This is a genomic window from Paenibacillus sp. J2L1-98, assembly GCF_056269405.1.
This window is the reverse complement of sequence record NZ_JBWDNW010000004.1, coordinates 259,160-277,629: the sequence shown is the minus strand read 5'-3', so window position 1 is coordinate 277,629 and position 18,470 is coordinate 259,160. Positions and strand designations below refer to the sequence as shown.

Below are 18,470 nucleotides of genomic sequence, written 5' to 3'. Positions count from 1 at the left end.
TGTAAACGACTCATATTTGCAAAAAAAGACGGTATCCTTATGAAAGGATACCGTTTTTTTCGCAAATAAGCAGATCAGTTTGATACTTTGAACGTTCACATTTCATCGCGAAACGGCTTCATCTTTATAATAAGAAGGCGAAGCCGTACCTGACTAATGAGTGCTAGCCCGTCACGTGCACGGAAATGCCATGCTGCTTCACTTCAGCCGCAAGCTCCGCTGTCAGCGGAACATCCGTAATGACGCCGCGCAGCTCGGTTAAGGACGCAATGGAGAAGAGCGAAGTGCGATCTGTCTTCGTATGATCGAATACGGCATACGCTGCTTGCGAGCGCTTAATGAGCGCTTTGGCGATTTGCGCCTCCTGCTCCGAGTAGGTCGTAATGCCGCCGGCGGCAGAAATGCCGTCGACGCCGATGAACATTTTACCGATATTCAAATGGGCGACCATGCCCTCGCCAAGAGGTCCGCAAAGCTCGAAGCTGTTGTGGCGCATAATGCCTCCGGTCACGACGACCTGAATGTCGCTGCCCGCCAGTTCCATCGCGATATTGACCGCATTGGTCACTACCGTTATGCCTTTACGGGACTTCAGCATCTTCGCGATCAGGAAGTTGGTCGTGCCGCCGGAAAGTCCAATGACATCGCCTTCGATGATTAAAGAGGCAGCTAGCCCGGCGATACGCTCCTTCTCCAGAATCGACAAGCCTTCCTTCTCGGCGAAAGGCAGATCCCGAACGGCGTTCATCCCATCGTACATCGCGCCGCCGATCGTCCGAATGACCGGATATTCAGCTTCCATCTGCTCCAGGTCACGACGTGCCGTCGCTTCAGAGCAGCCGAAGCGCTCGACCATTTCCGGAATCGTCACACGTCCCTGCTGCTTCAGCAGCTGCAGTACCGCCTCCCGGCGACGCTGTCCCTTGGACCCGCTCACATCAGCCATTGTCAGCGCTCCACCCATGCTTTGGCAGACAACCTCTGCTCGACGGCGCTCCACTCCGGCAATGCTTCCCAATCGCCGCGCATTTGCACGACTAGCGATCCGTTAATGCTGGCAAGACGCACCGCTTCCACCGGAGAATATCCTTTCATTATTCCTGCCAAAAAGCCGGCGCAGAAGCCGTCACCTGCTCCTACTGTATCCACAACCTGCTCAGCCGGATAAAACGGCAAGCTTTCCTCTTGGCCTTTGTTCAATACGACCGTCGTATCGCCTCTGCCCTTAATAATAGTGACAGCCTTCAGCTTCGTAAGCTGCTCTTTGACATGCTCATAATTATCCGTATCATACAATAGCTTAAGCTCATCCCAGCCCGGCAAAAAATAATCCGCATCCGCAGCAAGCGGCAGCAGCGTCTCGCGCGCTTCTTCAATCGACCACAGCTTAAGCCGCAGGTTCGGATCGAAGCTGACGAGCACGCCCGCTTCCTTCGCGATATCGACAGCCCGGCGAAGCGTTTTGCGGCAATTCTCGCTGAGTGCAGCGGTGATACCGGTTACATGAAGCAGCTTTGCACCGCGTATGTAATTCTCGTCAAGCTGTTCAGGCTGCATCCGGCTGGCTGCCGAATGCTTTCTGAAATAATGGACGGCCATTCTGCCCGCTACATGCTCGCGAAACATCATACCCGTCGGCGCCTCCGTGCTAAGCTGAACGCGCGACACATCCACGCCTTCGCCGCGCAGCGTTTTCAAAATAATTTTGCCAAACGGATCGTCGCCCAGCGCCCCAAACCAGCCTACGGATGAACCGAGACGCGCAAGTCCTATTGCGACATTGCTCTCCGCCCCGCCGAAACCTTGTTCAAGCGTGGCAGCGCGTTCGATCGACTTTTGCCCCTCCGGCATAAATAGAGCCATTGATTCTCCAAACGTTACAATTTGCGGTGATGCTCCATGCACGTTGCAATCCCCCTACAGCGTTATATAATCTGCATTTGAATACTTTGCTTAAAATGAAAATTTCATGAAGTAAATGATCGCGATATACAGCACCAGCACGATGATGCTCATTACACGTGCTTTGTTAATATGTGCGGTTGCGCTCTTGCCTTCTTGAATGGATGCGACTACAAGCTTAAGCGGCTTGGAAATAATTCCGCCCAGTGCAGCTATACCAAGGAAAAGCACGATAATAATAACCATCCATGCTACGCTGTAGTCATTCTGAGACATTAAATAACCACCCGTTAGAAGCTGAAGAACCAGAAAGTACTGCGCAACCCGATTTGCCGAAAGCAAACCGTCAGCCAAACCGCCTTGTCCAACGCCTGCCAGCTTGGATGCTCTCCCTACCATGATAGGCAGCACGACATAGAATCCCATGCCTACTGCACCCAGCACGTGCAATAACAACATTACATTAAACATTATTACTCCTCCTGTTTTGGTAAAGCGTACTCAACGACCCGCTATTGCCAAAATTGTATATAACAAATAGTTTATCAGAAACGAGATTTTTTTCAAATGACTACGCTCCCAATCCGGCGGTTTGCAGGCATTTTCACGGAATTCATTCCGAATCGTTCCCGAAATTTTCACACCTTGGCATTTATCGCGCCCTAATCCCTGCAACTGGGCTGCTTTAAGCCTTAAAACCGTGCTTGCTCATAACGCCGTGAATAGCGAAGTAGGTGACTTCCTCCGGCAAAGCGTCTTTTATCGGCCGCAACTTTTCATTCCCAAGCTCGCCGATCGCTTGTACGATCAACTGCTCGTATTCCGCAGGTATGATACGGCTCCAATCAACCTCCTCGCCCTCATCGGCGCAGCGAATGATATGCCCCTCAACCGTCACCCTGCTTAATCCGCGATCTTTCGCAATCTCATCCGGCTCTTGACCGGCTTGGAACAGCGCAAGTGTGGTCAAATGGCTCGGCTGCTCGTCGCTAGCCGCTCTCTTGCTGGATGCCGGGGCCTCCTTAGGCGCTGCCGAAAAGCTACCTGTCGCTTGGCCTTCTCCTCCGAACGAATGAATGATGGAGAGCAGTTCGTCTCCGTACTTATCCGCTTTCGCCGATCCGATTCCCTTCACGCCCAGCAGCTGATCTGCCGTTTGCGGCCGAACATTTGCAATTTCTCGAAGCGTCGCGTCAAAAAACAGCATAAACGGCGGCACGCCTTCCACAGCAGCTTTTTCTTTGCGCCATTGTTTAAGCGCTTCGAATAAAGGCGAAGCAGTCGCATTATCGGAAGAAGCCGTTTGCCGGACAGTCGCTCGAACTCTTTGCATGATCGATTCACGGCCTTCCAGCACCGGAAGCGCATTTGCCGTTAAAGAGACGACCGGATATTGCCCTTCGCTAAGCTTTAAGTAGCCTTCCGATACGAGCCAATAAAGCCAATCCGCAATCTCCTTCTCGGGCAAATGACGCATAAGACCGTAGGTGGACAAGCGGTCCAGCCCGAATTCTAGCAGACGTTTGTCGCGTGAGCCCTTCAGCACCTTGGCAGCCATCGTGACGCCGAAGCGCCCTTTCATCCGGCCTACGCAGGAGAGCGCCATCTTCGCTTCCTCCGTCCGGTTAACAGGCTCGCTCTTATCGAGGCAGCTGCTGCATTTGCCGCAAGCCTCTACGCCGGTCTCGCCGAAATAATCGACGATAAACTGCTGCAAGCAGCGCTGTGTCCGGCTATAATTCATCATCGTATGAAGCTTGGAGAGCTGAATCGATTTACGATCCGTATCTCCGGTGCCCTGCTCGATCAGGAAACGCTGAACCTGCATATCGGCTGGCTCGAACAAAAGGATGCATTCGCTTTCCTCTCCGTCCCGGCCCGCGCGGCCTGCCTCTTGGTAATACGATTCTATGTCGCCGGTCATTTGCCAGTGGAGCACATAACGGACGTTCGGCTTATCGATGCCCATGCCAAAAGCATTCGTCGCGACCATGACGCGTATATCGTCAAAACGGAATTTTTCCTGCGTTTCCGCACGCTCGGCGTCGGACAAGCCTCCGTGATATTTGCCTGCTTGAATGCCTCTGCGCGCAAGCTGCTCATATACGTTCTCGACTTCTTTCCGTGTTGCAGCATAAATAATGCCTGACTGCTCCTTGCGCCCCGTTACAAAGCTCTCAAGAAACTTCTTCTTGTCCACGCCAGTAACGACGGAGAGCGATAGATTGGGTCTGGCAAAGCCTGTCACGAATACGCTCGGATCACGAAGCTTAAGCATATCTGCAATATCGGCCGCTACCTCGTTCGTTGCCGTAGCCGTAAACGCGGCCACAAGCGGCCGATCCTTCATCCGCGCTATCCACCCGGCAAGCTGGCGATAGCTCGGGCGGAAGTCATGACCCCACTGGGATACGCAATGGGCTTCGTCAATCGCAATGAGCGGGATGGACAGCTGCTCGGATAAGGACTGAAACATTGGCGCATCGAGTCGTTCGGGCGCAACGTACAACAGCTTATACTCGCCCATCATCGCATTTCGCATCACATCGCGATACTCCGCCGCTCCTAGCGAGCTGTTAAGAAACGCGGCTGACACCCCTACCCGGCGCAAAGCGTCGACCTGATCCTTCATGAGCGATATAAGCGGCGAAATAACAAGTGAAGTGCCCGGCAGCAGCATCGATGGGATTTGATAACATATCGATTTTCCGCCGCCGGTCGGCAAAATAGCCAGCGTGTCGCGTCCTTGCAAAATGCCCGAAATGATACCTTCCTGCCCCTTGCGGAAAGTGTCATAGCCGTATACCCGTTTCAAAGCTTGTCTTGCTTGTTCGATCAACGATCATCCCTCCTGCACTTAAAAGTTCCTGCTGTAAAAATAAACAGGAGGACCCTGGCAGCATTCTGTCAGGGTCCTCCCAAACGCATTCATTTATATAAACTGCGTCATAGCAATAGTTTGCTTATTAGCCTGTTACAACTTGAATAACGTTGCGAACGGATTGAGCGGATTTATCTAGCGCAGCTTTCTCATCAGCAGTCAAATCAAGCTCAAGCACTTTCTCAATGCCGTCGCCGCCAATGATGGTTGGTACGCCCATGAACAGGTTGTCATAGCCATATTCGCCTTCAAGCAAAGCGATAACCGGAATAATCCGTTTTTTGTCTTTCAGGATTGCTTCAGTCATTTGCACAAGTGAAGCTGCAGGCGCATAGTACGCGCTGCCGTTTCCAAGCAGGTTAACGATTTCGCCGCCGCCAACGCGAGCGCGTTGTACGATTGCTTCAATGCGTTCTGCCGGGATAAGCTTTTCGATCGGAATGCCGCCAACGTTCGAGTAACGAACGAGTGGAACCATGTCGTCGCCGTGTCCACCAAGCACGAAGCCGCGAACATCTTCAACGGATACGTTAAGCTCTTGTGCAATAAATGTGCAGTAGCGAGCTGTATCAAGTACGCCGGATTGGCCGATTACGCGGTTTTTAGGGAAACCAAGCGTTTGGAATGCAGCGTAAGTCATTGCATCAACCGGGTTGCTTAGGATAATGACATAAGCGTTAGGGCTTGTTGCTTTGATGTTTTCACAAACGGATTTCACGATGCCGGCGTTAGTGCTGACAAGATCGTCACGGCTCATGCCCGGCTTACGAGCGATACCGGCAGTAATTATAACGACATCTGATTCTTTCGTGTCGTCATAGTTCGAAGTACCGATAATGTTTGCATCTACACCAAGTACAGGAGTCGCCTCGAGCATATCGAGCGCTTTACCTTTAGTTGGGTTTTCAAGCGGTGCGATATCAACAAGAACAACATCGCCCAATTCTTTTTGTGCAAGCATAAGAGCTGTAGTCGCGCCAGTAAAGCCCGCTCCTACGACAGTAATCTTTTTACGTTTAATCGCCATCTTGTGTAAAACCTCCCGTAACATTGCTTATTTTGAAGGGGAGACCCCTTTGACCCCCATTTTTTCTGCTGCATTAAACCTCTAAGTGCGATTCGAACCCTCCTAAATCCTCCCTTCCAAGGGAGGACCCCAAGGCGCTGCGCCCTCTGGACACCCGCGAATTGGAAGAACGAAGGAGTACGTCAGGCGCGCCTGTGCGGCTTTGGAGCATGGATCGCTTTCGTCCCTGCGGGACACGCTTGCAGTTGGTTCGTGCATAGGAATTTGTCCCTGCGGGACGCGATTCCTCAAATACTCAAGGCAGAGGAATTTGTCCCTGCGGGACGCGATTCCATGGGGATCAAACGGTTTCCTTGTTTTACGAAAAGATTATGATTGGACTACATATTTTTGATGATTTCGTCTGCGAACGCGGAGCACTTAACTTCAGTTGCGCCTTCCATCAAGCGAGCGAAGTCATAAGTAACTGTTTTGTTGTTGATCGATGTTTCCATACCTTTATAGATAAGGTCAGCCGCTTCTTGCCAGCCTAGGTGCTCAAGGAGCATTACGCCGGAAAGGATTACGGAGCCTGGGTTTACTACGTCAAGGTCAGCGTATTTAGGAGCTGTACCGTGAGTTGCTTCGAAGATTGCATGTCCAGTCAAGTAGTTGATGTTCGCGCCTGGAGCGATACCGATACCGCCGACTTGTGCAGCTAGAGCGTCGGACAAGTAGTCGCCGTTCAGGTTCAAGGTTGCGATAACATCAAAATCAGTAGGACGAGTAAGTACTTGTTGCAAAGCGATATCCGCAATTGCGTCTTTAACGATCAGCTTGCCTGCAGCTTCAGCTTCTTTTTGCGCTTTGTTTGCAGCATCTGTGCCTTCTGCTTCTTTAATGCGGTCGTATTGACCCCATGTGAAAGTCTCGTTAGCGAATTCTTGTTCAGCAACCTCGTAGCCCCAGTTTTTGAACGCGCCTTCTGTGTATTTCATGATGTTGCCTTTGTGTACAAGGGTAACGGATTTTTTGCCGTGCTTGATTGCATATTCAATCGCTGCGCGAACAAGACGTTGCGAGCCTTCTTTCGATACTGGCTTAATGCCGATACCGGAAGTTTCAGGGAAGCGGATTTTGTTAGCTCCCATTTCTTTTTGCAGAAACTCGATTACTTTTTTCACTTCTGCAGAGCCTTCTTGGTACTCGATACCTGCATAGATATCCTCAGTGTTCTCACGGAAGATAACCATGTCAACAAGCTCAGGACGTTTAACCGGGGATGGTACGCCTGTAAAGTAACGAACAGGACGCAAGCAAGTGTAAAGATCAAGCTCTTGGCGAAGTGCAACGTTCAAAGAACGAATACCGCCGCCGATTGGAGTTGTCAAAGGTCCTTTAATCGCTACGATATACTCACGGATTGCAGTAAGTGTATCAGCAGGCAACCACTCGCCGAATTCGTTGAATGCTTTTTCGCCGGCAAATACTTCGTACCAAGCGATTTTTTTCTCGCCGTTAAAAGCTTTCTCTACCGCTGCATCAAGCACGCGTTTCGAAGCTTTCCAAATGTCGCGGCCTGTGCCGTCGCCTTCGATAAAAGGAATAATCGGGTTGTTAGGTACCTGTAGTACGCCATTGTCAATCGTGATTTGCTCGCCTTCTGTTGGAAGCGCGAATTTTTCGAACTGTGCCATGAATAAAATCCTCCTTAGAATAGAACCTGCCTATGTGCAAGTATAAATGATTGTAGCTTAATTAGCGATTAATGATTAGCGCTGCTCGATCGGAATGTACTTCGCATTAACCGGTCCAACATAATCGGCACGCGGACGAATCAGGCGGTTATCCTGATATTGCTCAAGGATATGCGCGCTCCAACCCGATACACGGCTGATTGCAAAAATAGGTGTAAACAGGTCGCGCGGAATCTCAAGCGTCGTGTAAACGGAAGCGGAGTAGAAGTCAACATTTGGCTTCAAGCCCTTTTGTCCCGTTACCAGCTCTTCGATTTTAACAGACATTTCGTAAAGCTCCATGTTGCCTGTCAGCTTGCCGAGCTCGCGGGACATTTTTTGCAAATGCTTCGCGCGTGGATCGCCGTTTTTGTAAACACGGTGACCGAAGCCCATAATTTTGTGTTTGTTCGCAAGCGCGTTGTTAATAAAGCTTTCAACGTTAGCTGCCGAACCGATTTCTTCCAGCATCACCATAACGGCTTCGTTCGCACCGCCGTGAAGAGGACCCTTCAAAGCTCCGATCGCGGATGTTACGCCTGAATAAATGTCCGAAAGCGTAGCAACCGTCACGCGTGCAGCAAATGTCGAAGCGTTCAATTCGTGGTCAGCATGAAGCACGAGCGCTTGATCAAGTGCCTTAACTGCCACTTCAGCAGGCTCGTTACCTGTGAGCATATATAAGAAATTATAAGCGATTGATACTCCTTGCTTTGGAGCTACCGGCTCTTTGCCTTGACGAATGCGTGCGAAAGCAGCAATAATCGTTGGCAGCTGTGCTTGCAATTTAATTGCTTTAAGTTGATTTGCCTCTGGAGTCATTTCGTTAGCGGAGCTGTCATACAAGGCTAAGCTGGAAACAGCTGTACGAAGAGCAGCCATCGAGTTTGTGTTTTTTGGGTATAGCTTAATTTGATCAAGCACGCCCTCCGGAACTGCTGCATATTGATCCAGTTGCTTCTGCAGTCCGTCTAGCTCGGAACGATTAGGTAGTTTACCGTACCATAGCAGGTAGGCGACCTCTTCAAAACTTGCATTTTCCGCGAGATCGTCAATATCAATACCACGGTATGTCAGTACGCCATCAATAATTGAGCTGATGGACGAAGCTGCGGCGACAATTCCTTCCAGACCTTTAGTTGCTGTCATCGTTCTCTCTCCTTTAACTTAGGTATCGTTCGTTTACATAAATAAGTATTCGTTCATTGTACCATCGCCTTTAATCATAAATGATTTTGGCAGTGAAGTGAACAAATAAAGACATAAAAATGCTTTATCGGCGTCATTAATATTTTTTTCGCTTATTATTTCACCACATCTTGTCATATGCTCCAGCCTGCATTTTTCCCTATTCGCTCCATTTTTAGCCGCGGCATAAACTATTTTAACAGAAGTGAATATAATGGTAAAATGTCAAAAAGAGAACTTTCAGAGCAAAACTTGCTGCATTGGAGGCGCTACATGACAGAACAACGCATCGGTATTATAGACATTGGCTCCAACTCGGTCCGGCTCGTCGTATACGAGCGGACAGCAAATGGCGCACATCGTGTGGCGGATAGCAGCAAACGGCCTGCCAGATTAAGTGAACGCATTGACGAGGACGGCTGTATCTCTGGGACAGCAATCGATGAGCTAATCGACACGCTGACGCATTTCACTATGATCTGCACGCATAATCATACCAGCCATATTCGGGCAGTTGCTACGGCTGCCGTTCGAAATGCTAATAATCGTTCCGAAATACTGGGTCGGATCAAAGCGGAAACGGGCTTGACCATCGAATTGCTCTCCGGCGAGGACGAGGCTTCCTACGGCTTTCTCGGCATGATCAACTCGCTCACGATTCGGGACGGCTTTCTTATAGATATCGGCGGAGGAAGCACAGAGCTGTCTTTATTCCGCAATCGCGCGCTCGTCCGTTCCGTGTCCTTTCCGTTTGGATGCGTTAATCTCAACAAACGGTTCACTGCGAAGGGCATGCTGCAGGACGATGCTCTGAGGTCGCTTGAGACCTATGTAACAGAAGCTGTTCGGAACGAACCGTGGATCGGAGAAACGCCAGGCATGCCGCTTGTCGGAGTAGGCGGCACCGTGCGTGCACTTGGCAAAATGCATCAAGCGGCATTTAAATACCCCTTCCCGCAAACGCATAACTATCCGATAACGGGTGAGCAGGCCGATATGCTGTTTCATCAAATGCGCAAGCTGCCGCTGGACAAAAGGCGTAAGCTGCCGGGATTGTCCAAAGACCGCGCCGATGTCGTCGTACCAGGCGTAGCTATACTACGCGTATTGTTTAGGGCGACCAAGGCCGCTTATTACCGCATCTGCGGCGCGGGCCTGCGAGATGGCTTGTTCCATGCGACACGATTTCCGAATCATCCGAAGCAGGTCGATGTGCTGAAGTACAGCCTCACGAATTTGAGCGCTCTTCATCCGGAAGCGCCGAAGCAGCATGTGCTGCAGGTCAACCGGATATCGCTTGAACTCTATGATGTGCTGAACTATTTACAGCCATTGCCGCCGCAAACGAGAGTGCTTCTTGATGCGGCGTCGCAGCTGTTTCGAATCGGTGCCTCCATCGATTATTACGAATATGCAAGACACTCCTTCTACCTCATCATCAACTCCCATCTGAACGGGCTTACTCATCGGGAGATGATTATGACGGCAGCTATTGCTTCTTACAAAAGCAAAGGCCGTGCTCGTCAGCATATTTCCGAATATAAGGAGCTGCTTAACGAGTCCGATCTGGATGTCATTTATAAGCTTGGCGCGCTGCTGCAGCTGTCGACTGCGCTGGATCGAACGGAAACACAGGCCATCGCTCAGCTAAATGTTCAATTATCCGGCAATCAACTGCTGCTGCGGCCAATCAAACCGCGCGGTACGCTCGCTGTCGAGCGCCGCGAGGTTGAGGAGCTTGGCTCCGAATTCAAGAAGCTGTGGGGAGTAACGCCTAGTCTGGACTATACAGCTACCCACGTCCCTTCCACGACGATATAACCTTCGCCTCGAATTGACTGCGGAACGGCTGCTTATTTTCACTGGAAATGTGTTCATAAGTGCCGTTCGCCTGCAGCTCGCGGGCCTTCACATTATCATTAATATTAAGATGAAGCATCTTAATCAGAATTTGTCTGAGCGTCGTATCGAATACCGGACAAATGAGCTCGATTCGTCTTGTCAGGTTACGGGTCATCCAATCCGCGCTCGATAAGTAAACTTCCTCTTCCCCTCCGTTATAAAAGTACATAATTCTCGCATGCTCGAGGAACCGGTCAACGATGCTGATGACCTGAATATTCTCGCTGCGCCCCGGCACTCCCGGCCGCAAGCAGCATACTCCGCGGACGATAAGCACGATTTTCACGCCGGCCTGAGAGGCCTCGTACAGCTTGTCGATCATTTCTTGATTCGATAATGAGTTCATTTTGGCAATAATGCGCGCCGGCTTTCCGGCGATTGCATTTAATTTCTCCCGATCAATGAGCCGATACAGCTTTTCCTTCAAATCCGTTGGCGCAACGCCGAAAGCCTTCCAATCGTACGGGGAGGAATAGCCGGTTACTTCGTTAAATAGAGCCGAGGCATCACCGCCGATAATCGGGTGTGAAGTAAATAGTCCGATATCCGTATACAAGGTAGCTGTATTGTCATTGTAATTGCCGGTTCCAACATGCACATAGCGACGAAGCGTGCCCTGCTCGCGTCGAACGACGAGCAAAATTTTGGCATGCGTCTTTAAACCGACCAGGCCGTAAACGACATGACAGCCCGCCTTCTCCAACTGGCGCGCCCATGCGATGTTTCGCTCCTCGTCAAACCTCGCCTTTAGCTCTACAACGACCGTTACCTGCTTACCCGCTTCACCAGCCTTGGAAAGCGCTTGAACGAGCGCAGATTGGCCGCTGACGCGGTAAAGCGTCATTTTGATAGCGAGCACGTCAGGATCATAAGCTGCCTGCATGACAAAATCATTTACGGCTTCAAACGACTCGTATGGATGATACATCAATACGTCGCGCTGACGGATAACCTCAAACATGTCGTCTGATTCATCGAATTCCCTCGGATAGACAGGCTCAAGCTTCTCATAGCGCAAATTTTCATTTCCCGGTACAGCACCCGCGAATTTCATCAGAAAGCTAAGATCGAGCGGACCGTCGATTTCAAACAAATTATCTTCGATCTCCAGCTCTTCTGTGAGCATTTCGAGCGCATAAGGATGTATTCCCTTAGCAACCTCAAGCCTAACGGGAATCCCCCACCGGCGACGCCGCAGCTCCTTCTCGATTTCCTCGAGCAGATCCTCCGCATCCTCCTCGTTCAACGTAATGTCCGCATCCCGCGTCAAACGGAACGGGTTCACCGAGAACGGTATGTAACCGTTAAACAACGTGTCAATAAACTGTTCTATCAAATCCTCAAGAAGTACAAATTCCGTCTTCTTGCTGTTAATTCTTCCAGGAACAGGAACGAATCTCGGCAGGATAGAGGGTACCTGTACAATCGCAAACAGCGGCTCTTCCTCTGCGGAATCCCCCTCTTCTCTTAGAAGCACCGCCAAATACAGCTCCTTCGTATGAACGAGCGGAAACGGTCTGCTCTGATCGACTGCCATCGGCGTCAGTACTGGAAATACTATCTCATGAAAATAATCGAAGACGGCCTTGGTCTGCGATACATTGAGCTCTTCGATCGAGCGAATAAATATTCCTTCACGGCTTAATCCGCGAAATACTTCTCTGTATGTACGGTACTGATCATGTACCATTTGTGTTGCACGCTTAATAAGCCTTTTCCAAAGCCCAGGTGGCGTGTAGCCGGTAAAATCGGTTTTTGATAAGCCGGCTCTCATCTGCATTTGGATGCCTGCAACTCGTACGCTCATGAATTCATCCAGATTGCTTGAAACAATCGCTAAAAACTTAGCTCTCTCGAGTAAAGGATTGCTTAAATCCTGAGCCTCTTGAAGAACTCTTCGGTTGAATTCGATCCAACTTAAGTCACGGTTTACATAGTTGGACAAAAGTTTGGTCATTTCTCACGCCTCCTGAGTCAATTACGATATATGTCTATTTTATTATGAAGGAAGACTATTATTGCCATGTTAACCTTTTGTAAAGGTCACGTAAATATTAAAACCTTCCTATTTTAAAATTACCGTTTCGCATTCTTTTTTCAATCCATTGCAGCATGATTTGCCTATAATAGATACGCGAAGCCGGAATGAGCAGCGTTATGCCCAATATATCGGAAATAAATCCAGGCATGAGCAGCAAAATACCCCCAGCTAGCACACAAAGACCGTCTAACAGCGTTTGACCGGGAATTTGCCCCGCTTGCATTTGCCGCTGAGCCTCTCCCCAAACTCTGCGTCCTTCCGCCCTTGCCAAATAAGCGCCTGCCAACCCCATAAGAATAAGTATAAAAAAGGTATTCCAACCGCCAATCCAGCTGCCAACCTGAAAGATCCCCCAGAGCTCTACAATTGGAACGACAATAAAAACAGCCAACAGCCATTTATACATTATCCGACATCTCCTTCAGCGTTTGCACAGCAAACCTCTCCGTAAGCTTCGTTTGCGCAGCAAACTTATTTTGTGCGAAGCAGTTCATAAAGCTCTGGCATCACTTTGTTTATGCGAGCCGGCTGCCACTGCTTATTTACCCATACATGCTTGGTCCCGCCTTCGACTAACAGCTCCCCTGGAAGCTGTTCGCCTGCCGCAATCTCTGAAGCATGGAAATCTGAAAGTGCTACCCTTCTGACCTGCGACTCAAAGGAAACGCGTACCGGCGAGAATTCCGCTACCCGCGTACATACAAGAACGGTATCGTCATAACGCGCAGGGAGCACATAACGGCATTGCAAGTCCACGACAGGCAGCAGCAAGCCGAAGTCTTCGATTGTTTTATAGTCGTAGCCTGCATTTCTTATCCATTCCGTACGTCCAATTTCAAACCAAGTTACATAATTTCCGTGAAAGACAACAGCCATTTGATCAGTTTCCTGATAACGTACGCGAAGCGGATGCATAAACCAACTGGAAGCTGATTGCATGAATGTTCCTCCCCAACCTTTTTACAATTAGCTTACATATAACATGTAAGATTAGCAAAAAGCGACGGTGAGATCACCATCGCTTTAGCTTTCGTAACTATATAATTATTTTTAAAGTGACTGTCTCATTTACAGTACTTTCGATTGACCGTGATAAATCACGCCAGTCTCGCCGTAAATGGTCACTTCCATGCCATCTTCAAGAATATCTGTCGCATTTGCAATGCCGAGAATAACCGGGATCCCAAGGTTCAGGCCTACTACTGCAGCATGGCTCGTAATTCCGCCTTGCTCCGTAATAACCGCACCAGCTTTCTCAAACGCAGGCATATAATCTTTATCTGTAGAGATCGTAACCAAAATGGAGCCCTCAGTCGTTTTCGCGATTGCTTCCTGCGGGGTACGCGCTACAACGATTTTACCGATAGCCGTTTGGCTGCCGATGCCTTGTCCTTGTGCCAAAAGCTCACCAATGTGGTGAATTTTGATAAGGTTTGTCGTGCCGGCGCGGCCAACTGGAACGCCCGCAGTAATAACGACTGTGTCGCCCAAGCTCAGGAAGCCTGTGCTCATGCCGCCTTTTACAGCATTTTCAAACATTGCGTCCGTCGTATCCGCATCTGGACCCATCACAGCGAATACGCCCCAAATGAGAGAAAGACGACGCAATACCTTCTCATCTGTCGTTACCGCGATAATAGGAGCCTTAGGCTTGTACTTCGAAACCATGCGGGCTGTAAAGCCGCTTTTCGTCGATGTAATGATCGCTTTCGCACCCAAATCGAGCGCGGAGTTAGCAACAGCTTGGCTGATTGCTTCCGTAACCGATGTTTGCTGTGCATTAGCTTGCTTTGTAAACATTTCACGGTATTCCAAAGCCGCTTCAGCGCGCTCAGCGATACGAGCCATCGTTTGTACCGATTCAGTCGGGTATCTGCCTGCAGCTGTTTCGCCGGAAAGCATAATTGCATCTGTACCGTCAAAAATCGCATTCGCTACGTCGCTCGCTTCTGCGCGGGTCGGACGCGGGTTGCGCTGCATGGAATCCAACATTTGAGTAGCCGTAATAACGGGCTTACCTACGCGGTTACCTTTTTTAATCATGTTCTTTTGCACAAGCGGAACTTCTTCGGCTGGAATTTCAACGCCGAGATCGCCACGTGCAACCATCAAGCCGTCAGAAACCTCAAGAATCTCATCGAGATTGTCTACGCCTTCTTGGTTTTCGATTTTGGAAATGATTTGGATATGGCCGGCATTGTGACGTTCAAGAAGCTCGCGGATCTCAAGCACGTCGCTCGCTTTGCGCACGAAAGAAGCTGCAATGAAATCTACGCCCTGCTCGATACCGAATACGATATCATTCGCATCCTTCTCAGTAATACCAGGCAATGAGATTTTCACTCCAGGTACGTTAACGCCTTTTTTGCTTTTAATCGGGCCGCTGTTCACGATACGGCATACGATTTCAGTTCCTTTAACCTCTTCAACCGTCAATCCAATCAAGCCGTCATCGATCAAAATAGTTGAACCGGCCGTTACATCTTTTGGAAGATTATTGTACGTAATCGGAACGCGATTGCGGTCGCCCAAAATTTCTTCCGTAGTAAGCGTAATTGTCTCGCCTTGATTCAATTCGATTGGCTCTTCCTTCAGCTTGCCAAGACGAATTTCAGGTCCCTTCGTATCAAGTAAAACCGCTACCGAAGTTCCGAGCTCAGCATTTGCTTGGCGGATATTTTTGATGCGGTTACCATGCTCTTCGAAATCTCCGTGAGAGAAGTTAAGACGGGCAACGTTCATGCCTGCTTTAATTAATTTCTTTGTGTTTTCCAACGATTCGCTGGATGGACCGATCGTACAAACGATTTTAGTTTTACGCATGTTATAGTTCCTCCGTATATTGCCTGATATTCTATTCTATACTGACATGACACCCCGCTGCTTGTACAGCGGAATAATCAATTTTACATAACATTTACTGAACCGTCGGCGTAGCTTCCGGCGACAGCACGCGGGATTGAACCGCCCCGTTTGCCGCTTCGCTAATATTGGCTACTTTAGCTGGCGCTCCCTGCACTTCGAGCGGCCGCTCTGCAATTTTGAACTGGCCGACCTTACGGAATTTATTATAGCGGTCCTCGATAAGCTGCTCTGCGCTCATTTGCATAAGCTCCTGCAAATGATGCCATAACTTATCTTTAATTTGCTCCGCTTGGAAAGCTAGATCCTTATGAGCTCCCCCTTGCGGTTCCGCTACGATATCCTCGATAACGCCAAACTCAAGCAAGTCCTTTGCCGTTATTTTCATCGCTTCAGCGGCTTGGTCCGCTCTGGAAGCATCCTTCCACAGAATGGATGCTGCGCCGTTTGGAGATATCGCGGAATAAATCGCGTTTTCCAGCATAAGTACACGGTTGCCCACGCCTAAAGCTAACGCGCCGCCGCTGCCGCCCTCACCTATAACGATACAGATGATAGGCACACCGAAGCCGGACATTTCCCGCAGGTTGCGCGCAATCGCTTCCGATTGTCCTCGCTCCTCGGCGGTTTTGCCCGGGTATGCACCCTTCGTATCGATAAAGGTAATGATCGGACGCTTAAACTTGTTGGCTTGCTCCATGAAGCGAAGCGCCTTGCGGAAGCCCTCAGGGTGAGGACTGCCGAAAAACCGGGCGATATTCTCGCGCGTATCCTTACCGCGCTGGTGTCCGATTACAGTAACCGGAACACCGTTAAGCTTCGCCAGACCTCCCACAATAGCGAGATCGTCCGCAAACAGACGATCTCCGTGCAGCTCCATGAAATCGGTAAATACCGTTTGAATATAATCAAGCGATGTCGGACGCTGATGATGGCGCGCCATATGCATTTTTTGAGCCGGCGTCAATTCGCTGTACATCTCTTCTTCCAGCTGCTTGCACTTTGACTCTAAACCTAAAATTTCTTCTGAGAAGTCAATGCCCTTTTCCACGCTTAAGCTCTTAAGCTCGGTAATCTTCTGGCGCAAATCGTTCAGCGGTTTTTCAAAAGGCAACTCACCCGCCATAGGATGTTTCCTCCCTTACGCAATGCATATCAAGCAGCTTTGCTAACGTAGGCTTCATGTCTTTGCGGTGTACGACTTTATCCAATTGGCCATGCTGCAAATTAAACTCGGCCGTCTGGAAATCATCAGGCAGCTTCTGACGGATCGTTTGTTCGATGACAATCCGTCCGGCAAAGCCGATCAATGCGCCAGGCTCGGCCAAATTGTAATCGCCCAGGCTCGCGAAGCTCGCCGAGACTCCACCCGTAGTAGGATCGGTAAAAATCGAAATAAACAAACCACCGGCTCCCTGAAATTTCGAGAGCGCTGCGCTCGTTTTGGCCATCTGCATCAAGCTCAAAATGCTTTCCTGCATACGTGCTCCGCCCGATGTAGAGAAAATAAGCAGCGGCAGCTGCTTCGCATGAGCCGCTTCGATCGCTCTAGTAATCTTCTCACCAACGACAGAACCCATACTGCCGGTAAAAAAATCAAAACTCATAACCGCTACGACAACCGGAAAACCGTCGATCGTGCCTTCACCGGTTATAACAGCTTCCCGCAGGCTTGACTTGCTCTTCTGCTGCTCAAGCTTGCTGGCATAACCAGGGAAGGATAGAGGATCGACGGATTCCATATCCGCATCGTATTCTAACAAATACCCTTCATCAAGGGTCAATGCAATACGCTCCCATGCGCTTAACCGATTATGATGGCCGCAGGAAGAGCATACTTTCAAATTCTTTTCCAATTCTTTGCTGTACTGAATGGTGCCGCATTTGGAGCACTTATTCATCAAGCCCTCTGGCACTTCCCTCTTGCGGGGTTCAGAAGGTATCGTCGCATATTTCTTCTTCGTAAATAAGTCCTTTATTTGCACGTGTGACACCTCTCAAGGCGCAATAGTATAGAGCAGTCCATCATAATGGACGCATAATGGAGTTGAATACTTCTTGAACTTCCTCCAACTCGCCAGACGGTACTAGTATCTCGTATTGCTGTTTGGACAGATTGACAGAGCGGATTTTCACCAAAAACCCTTCCTCCGTTAGCCGCTTCTTGATGTTATCTGCGATTTTTGCTGTTGGTGCGATATAAATGACCGTCCACATCATGGTACCTCCTGAAAACTTTGCAGCCGCAAAGTTCACTTACTAAGCATAGCTATCCCGGTAACAGGCCATATGATCTCATAATGATACCATAGTCATGGGGAATCCGGCAAATCATATCGGATCGCTTTCGGGTCCTGATGCGCAATTCTTGCCGACGCGGCGGCGGCCAATCCAGCAACCAAGTCATCCAGAAACACATGAATGCGTTCGCCCTTCAAGTTCAATTGACGAATAATACCGGGTTTTACTTTATCCAAATATCCGAAGCTAGTCAATCCAATCATTCCGTAAACATTCGTTATGCCGAGCGCCAGCGTCTCATCGACGCCGTAGAGCGACTCATCTGTTTCCATAATGGACTGCAAGGGCTCCGGCAGCAGTCTCCGCTCCGCTAATTCATCAAGGGCAATGCCCGTATACATGACATACTGCACCTCACGCTTACCGAGCACCGCTCTTACGCTTTCCTCACATTGTTCCATCGTCAAATCGCCGTTATAGGGACGCTGCAGCGTATAAACGATCTCCGTTATGTCGTCGACTGATACTCCTCGTTTTAAGAGCCATTTCTCGATTCCTGTCATAGGACCCATCCCTCCCGTAACTGCTTGTACGTTTATCTTGGAAACATTAGCGTGAGCAGATGACATTGTCCTAAGGCGAAGCCCGTTTTCCGCGGGCTCCATTGCCATCGTCACTTGTATCTCTAAACATATGCGCGAACAAGCCTTG

General features: G+C 49.5%; 16 protein-coding genes. 1 reads left to right on the top strand and 15 read right to left on the bottom strand.

The annotated features are described in order from the left end of the window. Nucleotides 1–163: 163 nt before the first annotated feature. The 7 genes from AC0YNZ_RS11460 to citZ all read right to left on the bottom strand — a co-directional run bounded on the left by AC0YNZ_RS11460 (nucleotide 164) and on the right by citZ (nucleotide 8,674). Nucleotides 164–946, bottom strand: coding sequence for a DeoR/GlpR family DNA-binding transcription regulator (locus AC0YNZ_RS11460; protein ID WP_475826722.1), 783 nt, complete (start codon nucleotides 944–946; stop codon nucleotides 164–166). Between the two features lie 2 nt (nucleotides 947–948). Continuing rightward, a complete protein-coding gene (locus AC0YNZ_RS11455) occupies nucleotides 949–1,905 on the bottom strand; it encodes a sugar kinase (protein WP_475826721.1) in 957 nt (318 codons plus the stop codon). Nucleotides 1,906–1,953: 48 nt separating this feature from the next. Then, on the bottom strand, nucleotides 1,954–2,373 hold the full coding sequence (locus tag AC0YNZ_RS11450; protein ID WP_110772122.1) for a hypothetical protein: 420 nt from the start codon (nucleotides 2,371–2,373) through the stop codon (nucleotides 1,954–1,956). Between the two features lie 214 nt (nucleotides 2,374–2,587). Then, nucleotides 2,588–4,741, bottom strand: a complete 2,154-nt coding sequence (gene recQ, locus AC0YNZ_RS11445; protein WP_475826720.1) for a DNA helicase RecQ — start codon at nucleotides 4,739–4,741, stop codon at nucleotides 2,588–2,590. Between the two features lie 127 nt (nucleotides 4,742–4,868). Beyond that, entirely contained in the window at nucleotides 4,869–5,810 is a 942-nt protein-coding gene (gene mdh / locus AC0YNZ_RS11440; protein ID WP_475826719.1) for a malate dehydrogenase, read from the bottom strand. Nucleotides 5,811–6,190: 380 nt separating this feature from the next. Beyond that, the gene (gene icd / locus AC0YNZ_RS11435; RefSeq protein ID WP_475826718.1) at nucleotides 6,191–7,486 is read right to left on the bottom strand and encodes an NADP-dependent isocitrate dehydrogenase; all 1,296 of its coding nucleotides are present in this window, start codon (nucleotides 7,484–7,486) and stop codon (nucleotides 6,191–6,193) included. A gap of 75 nt (nucleotides 7,487–7,561) precedes the next feature. Beyond that, on the bottom strand, nucleotides 7,562–8,674 hold the full coding sequence (citZ, locus tag AC0YNZ_RS11430; protein WP_475826717.1) for a citrate synthase: 1,113 nt from the start codon (nucleotides 8,672–8,674) through the stop codon (nucleotides 7,562–7,564). Nucleotides 8,675–8,986: 312 nt separating this feature from the next. On the opposite strand from citZ, the gene AC0YNZ_RS11425 reads away from it, so the two are divergent. Beyond that, on the top strand, nucleotides 8,987–10,534 hold the full coding sequence (locus AC0YNZ_RS11425) for a Ppx/GppA phosphatase family protein (protein ID WP_475826716.1): 1,548 nt from the start codon (nucleotides 8,987–8,989) through the stop codon (nucleotides 10,532–10,534). On the opposite strand, the gene ppk1 is transcribed toward AC0YNZ_RS11425, so the two are convergent. The 8 genes from ppk1 to AC0YNZ_RS11385 form a co-directional block, all read right to left on the bottom strand. Continuing rightward, the gene (gene ppk1 / locus AC0YNZ_RS11420; protein WP_475826715.1) at nucleotides 10,506–12,572 is read right to left on the bottom strand and encodes a polyphosphate kinase 1; all 2,067 of its coding nucleotides are present in this window, start codon (nucleotides 12,570–12,572) and stop codon (nucleotides 10,506–10,508) included. The genes AC0YNZ_RS11425 and ppk1 overlap by 29 nt on opposite strands. A gap of 97 nt (nucleotides 12,573–12,669) precedes the next feature. After that, entirely contained in the window at nucleotides 12,670–13,062 is a 393-nt protein-coding gene (locus AC0YNZ_RS11415) for an FxsA family protein (RefSeq protein ID WP_475826714.1), read from the bottom strand. Nucleotides 13,063–13,127: 65 nt separating this feature from the next. Then, nucleotides 13,128–13,595, bottom strand: a complete 468-nt coding sequence (locus tag AC0YNZ_RS11410; RefSeq protein WP_475826713.1) for an acyl-CoA thioesterase — start codon at nucleotides 13,593–13,595, stop codon at nucleotides 13,128–13,130. 129 nt (nucleotides 13,596–13,724) lie between these two features. Continuing rightward, complete coding sequence (gene pyk, locus AC0YNZ_RS11405; RefSeq protein ID WP_475826712.1) at nucleotides 13,725–15,479, bottom strand: pyruvate kinase; 1,755 nt, start codon at nucleotides 15,477–15,479, stop codon at nucleotides 13,725–13,727. 94 nt (nucleotides 15,480–15,573) lie between these two features. After that, a complete protein-coding gene (locus tag AC0YNZ_RS11400) occupies nucleotides 15,574–16,644 on the bottom strand; it encodes an acetyl-CoA carboxylase carboxyltransferase subunit alpha (protein ID WP_475826711.1) in 1,071 nt (356 codons plus the stop codon). Beyond that, entirely contained in the window at nucleotides 16,634–17,503 is an 870-nt protein-coding gene (accD, locus tag AC0YNZ_RS11395) for an acetyl-CoA carboxylase, carboxyltransferase subunit beta (protein ID WP_110772133.1), read from the bottom strand. Before accD ends, AC0YNZ_RS11400 begins: the two co-directional genes overlap by 11 nt. A gap of 40 nt (nucleotides 17,504–17,543) precedes the next feature. Next, nucleotides 17,544–17,735, bottom strand: coding sequence for a hypothetical protein (locus tag AC0YNZ_RS11390; protein WP_053374720.1), 192 nt, complete (start codon nucleotides 17,733–17,735; stop codon nucleotides 17,544–17,546). 95 nt (nucleotides 17,736–17,830) lie between these two features. Next, on the bottom strand, nucleotides 17,831–18,322 hold the full coding sequence (locus AC0YNZ_RS11385; protein ID WP_110772134.1) for a phosphatidylglycerophosphatase A family protein: 492 nt from the start codon (nucleotides 18,320–18,322) through the stop codon (nucleotides 17,831–17,833). Nucleotides 18,323–18,470: the final 148 nt, after the last annotated feature.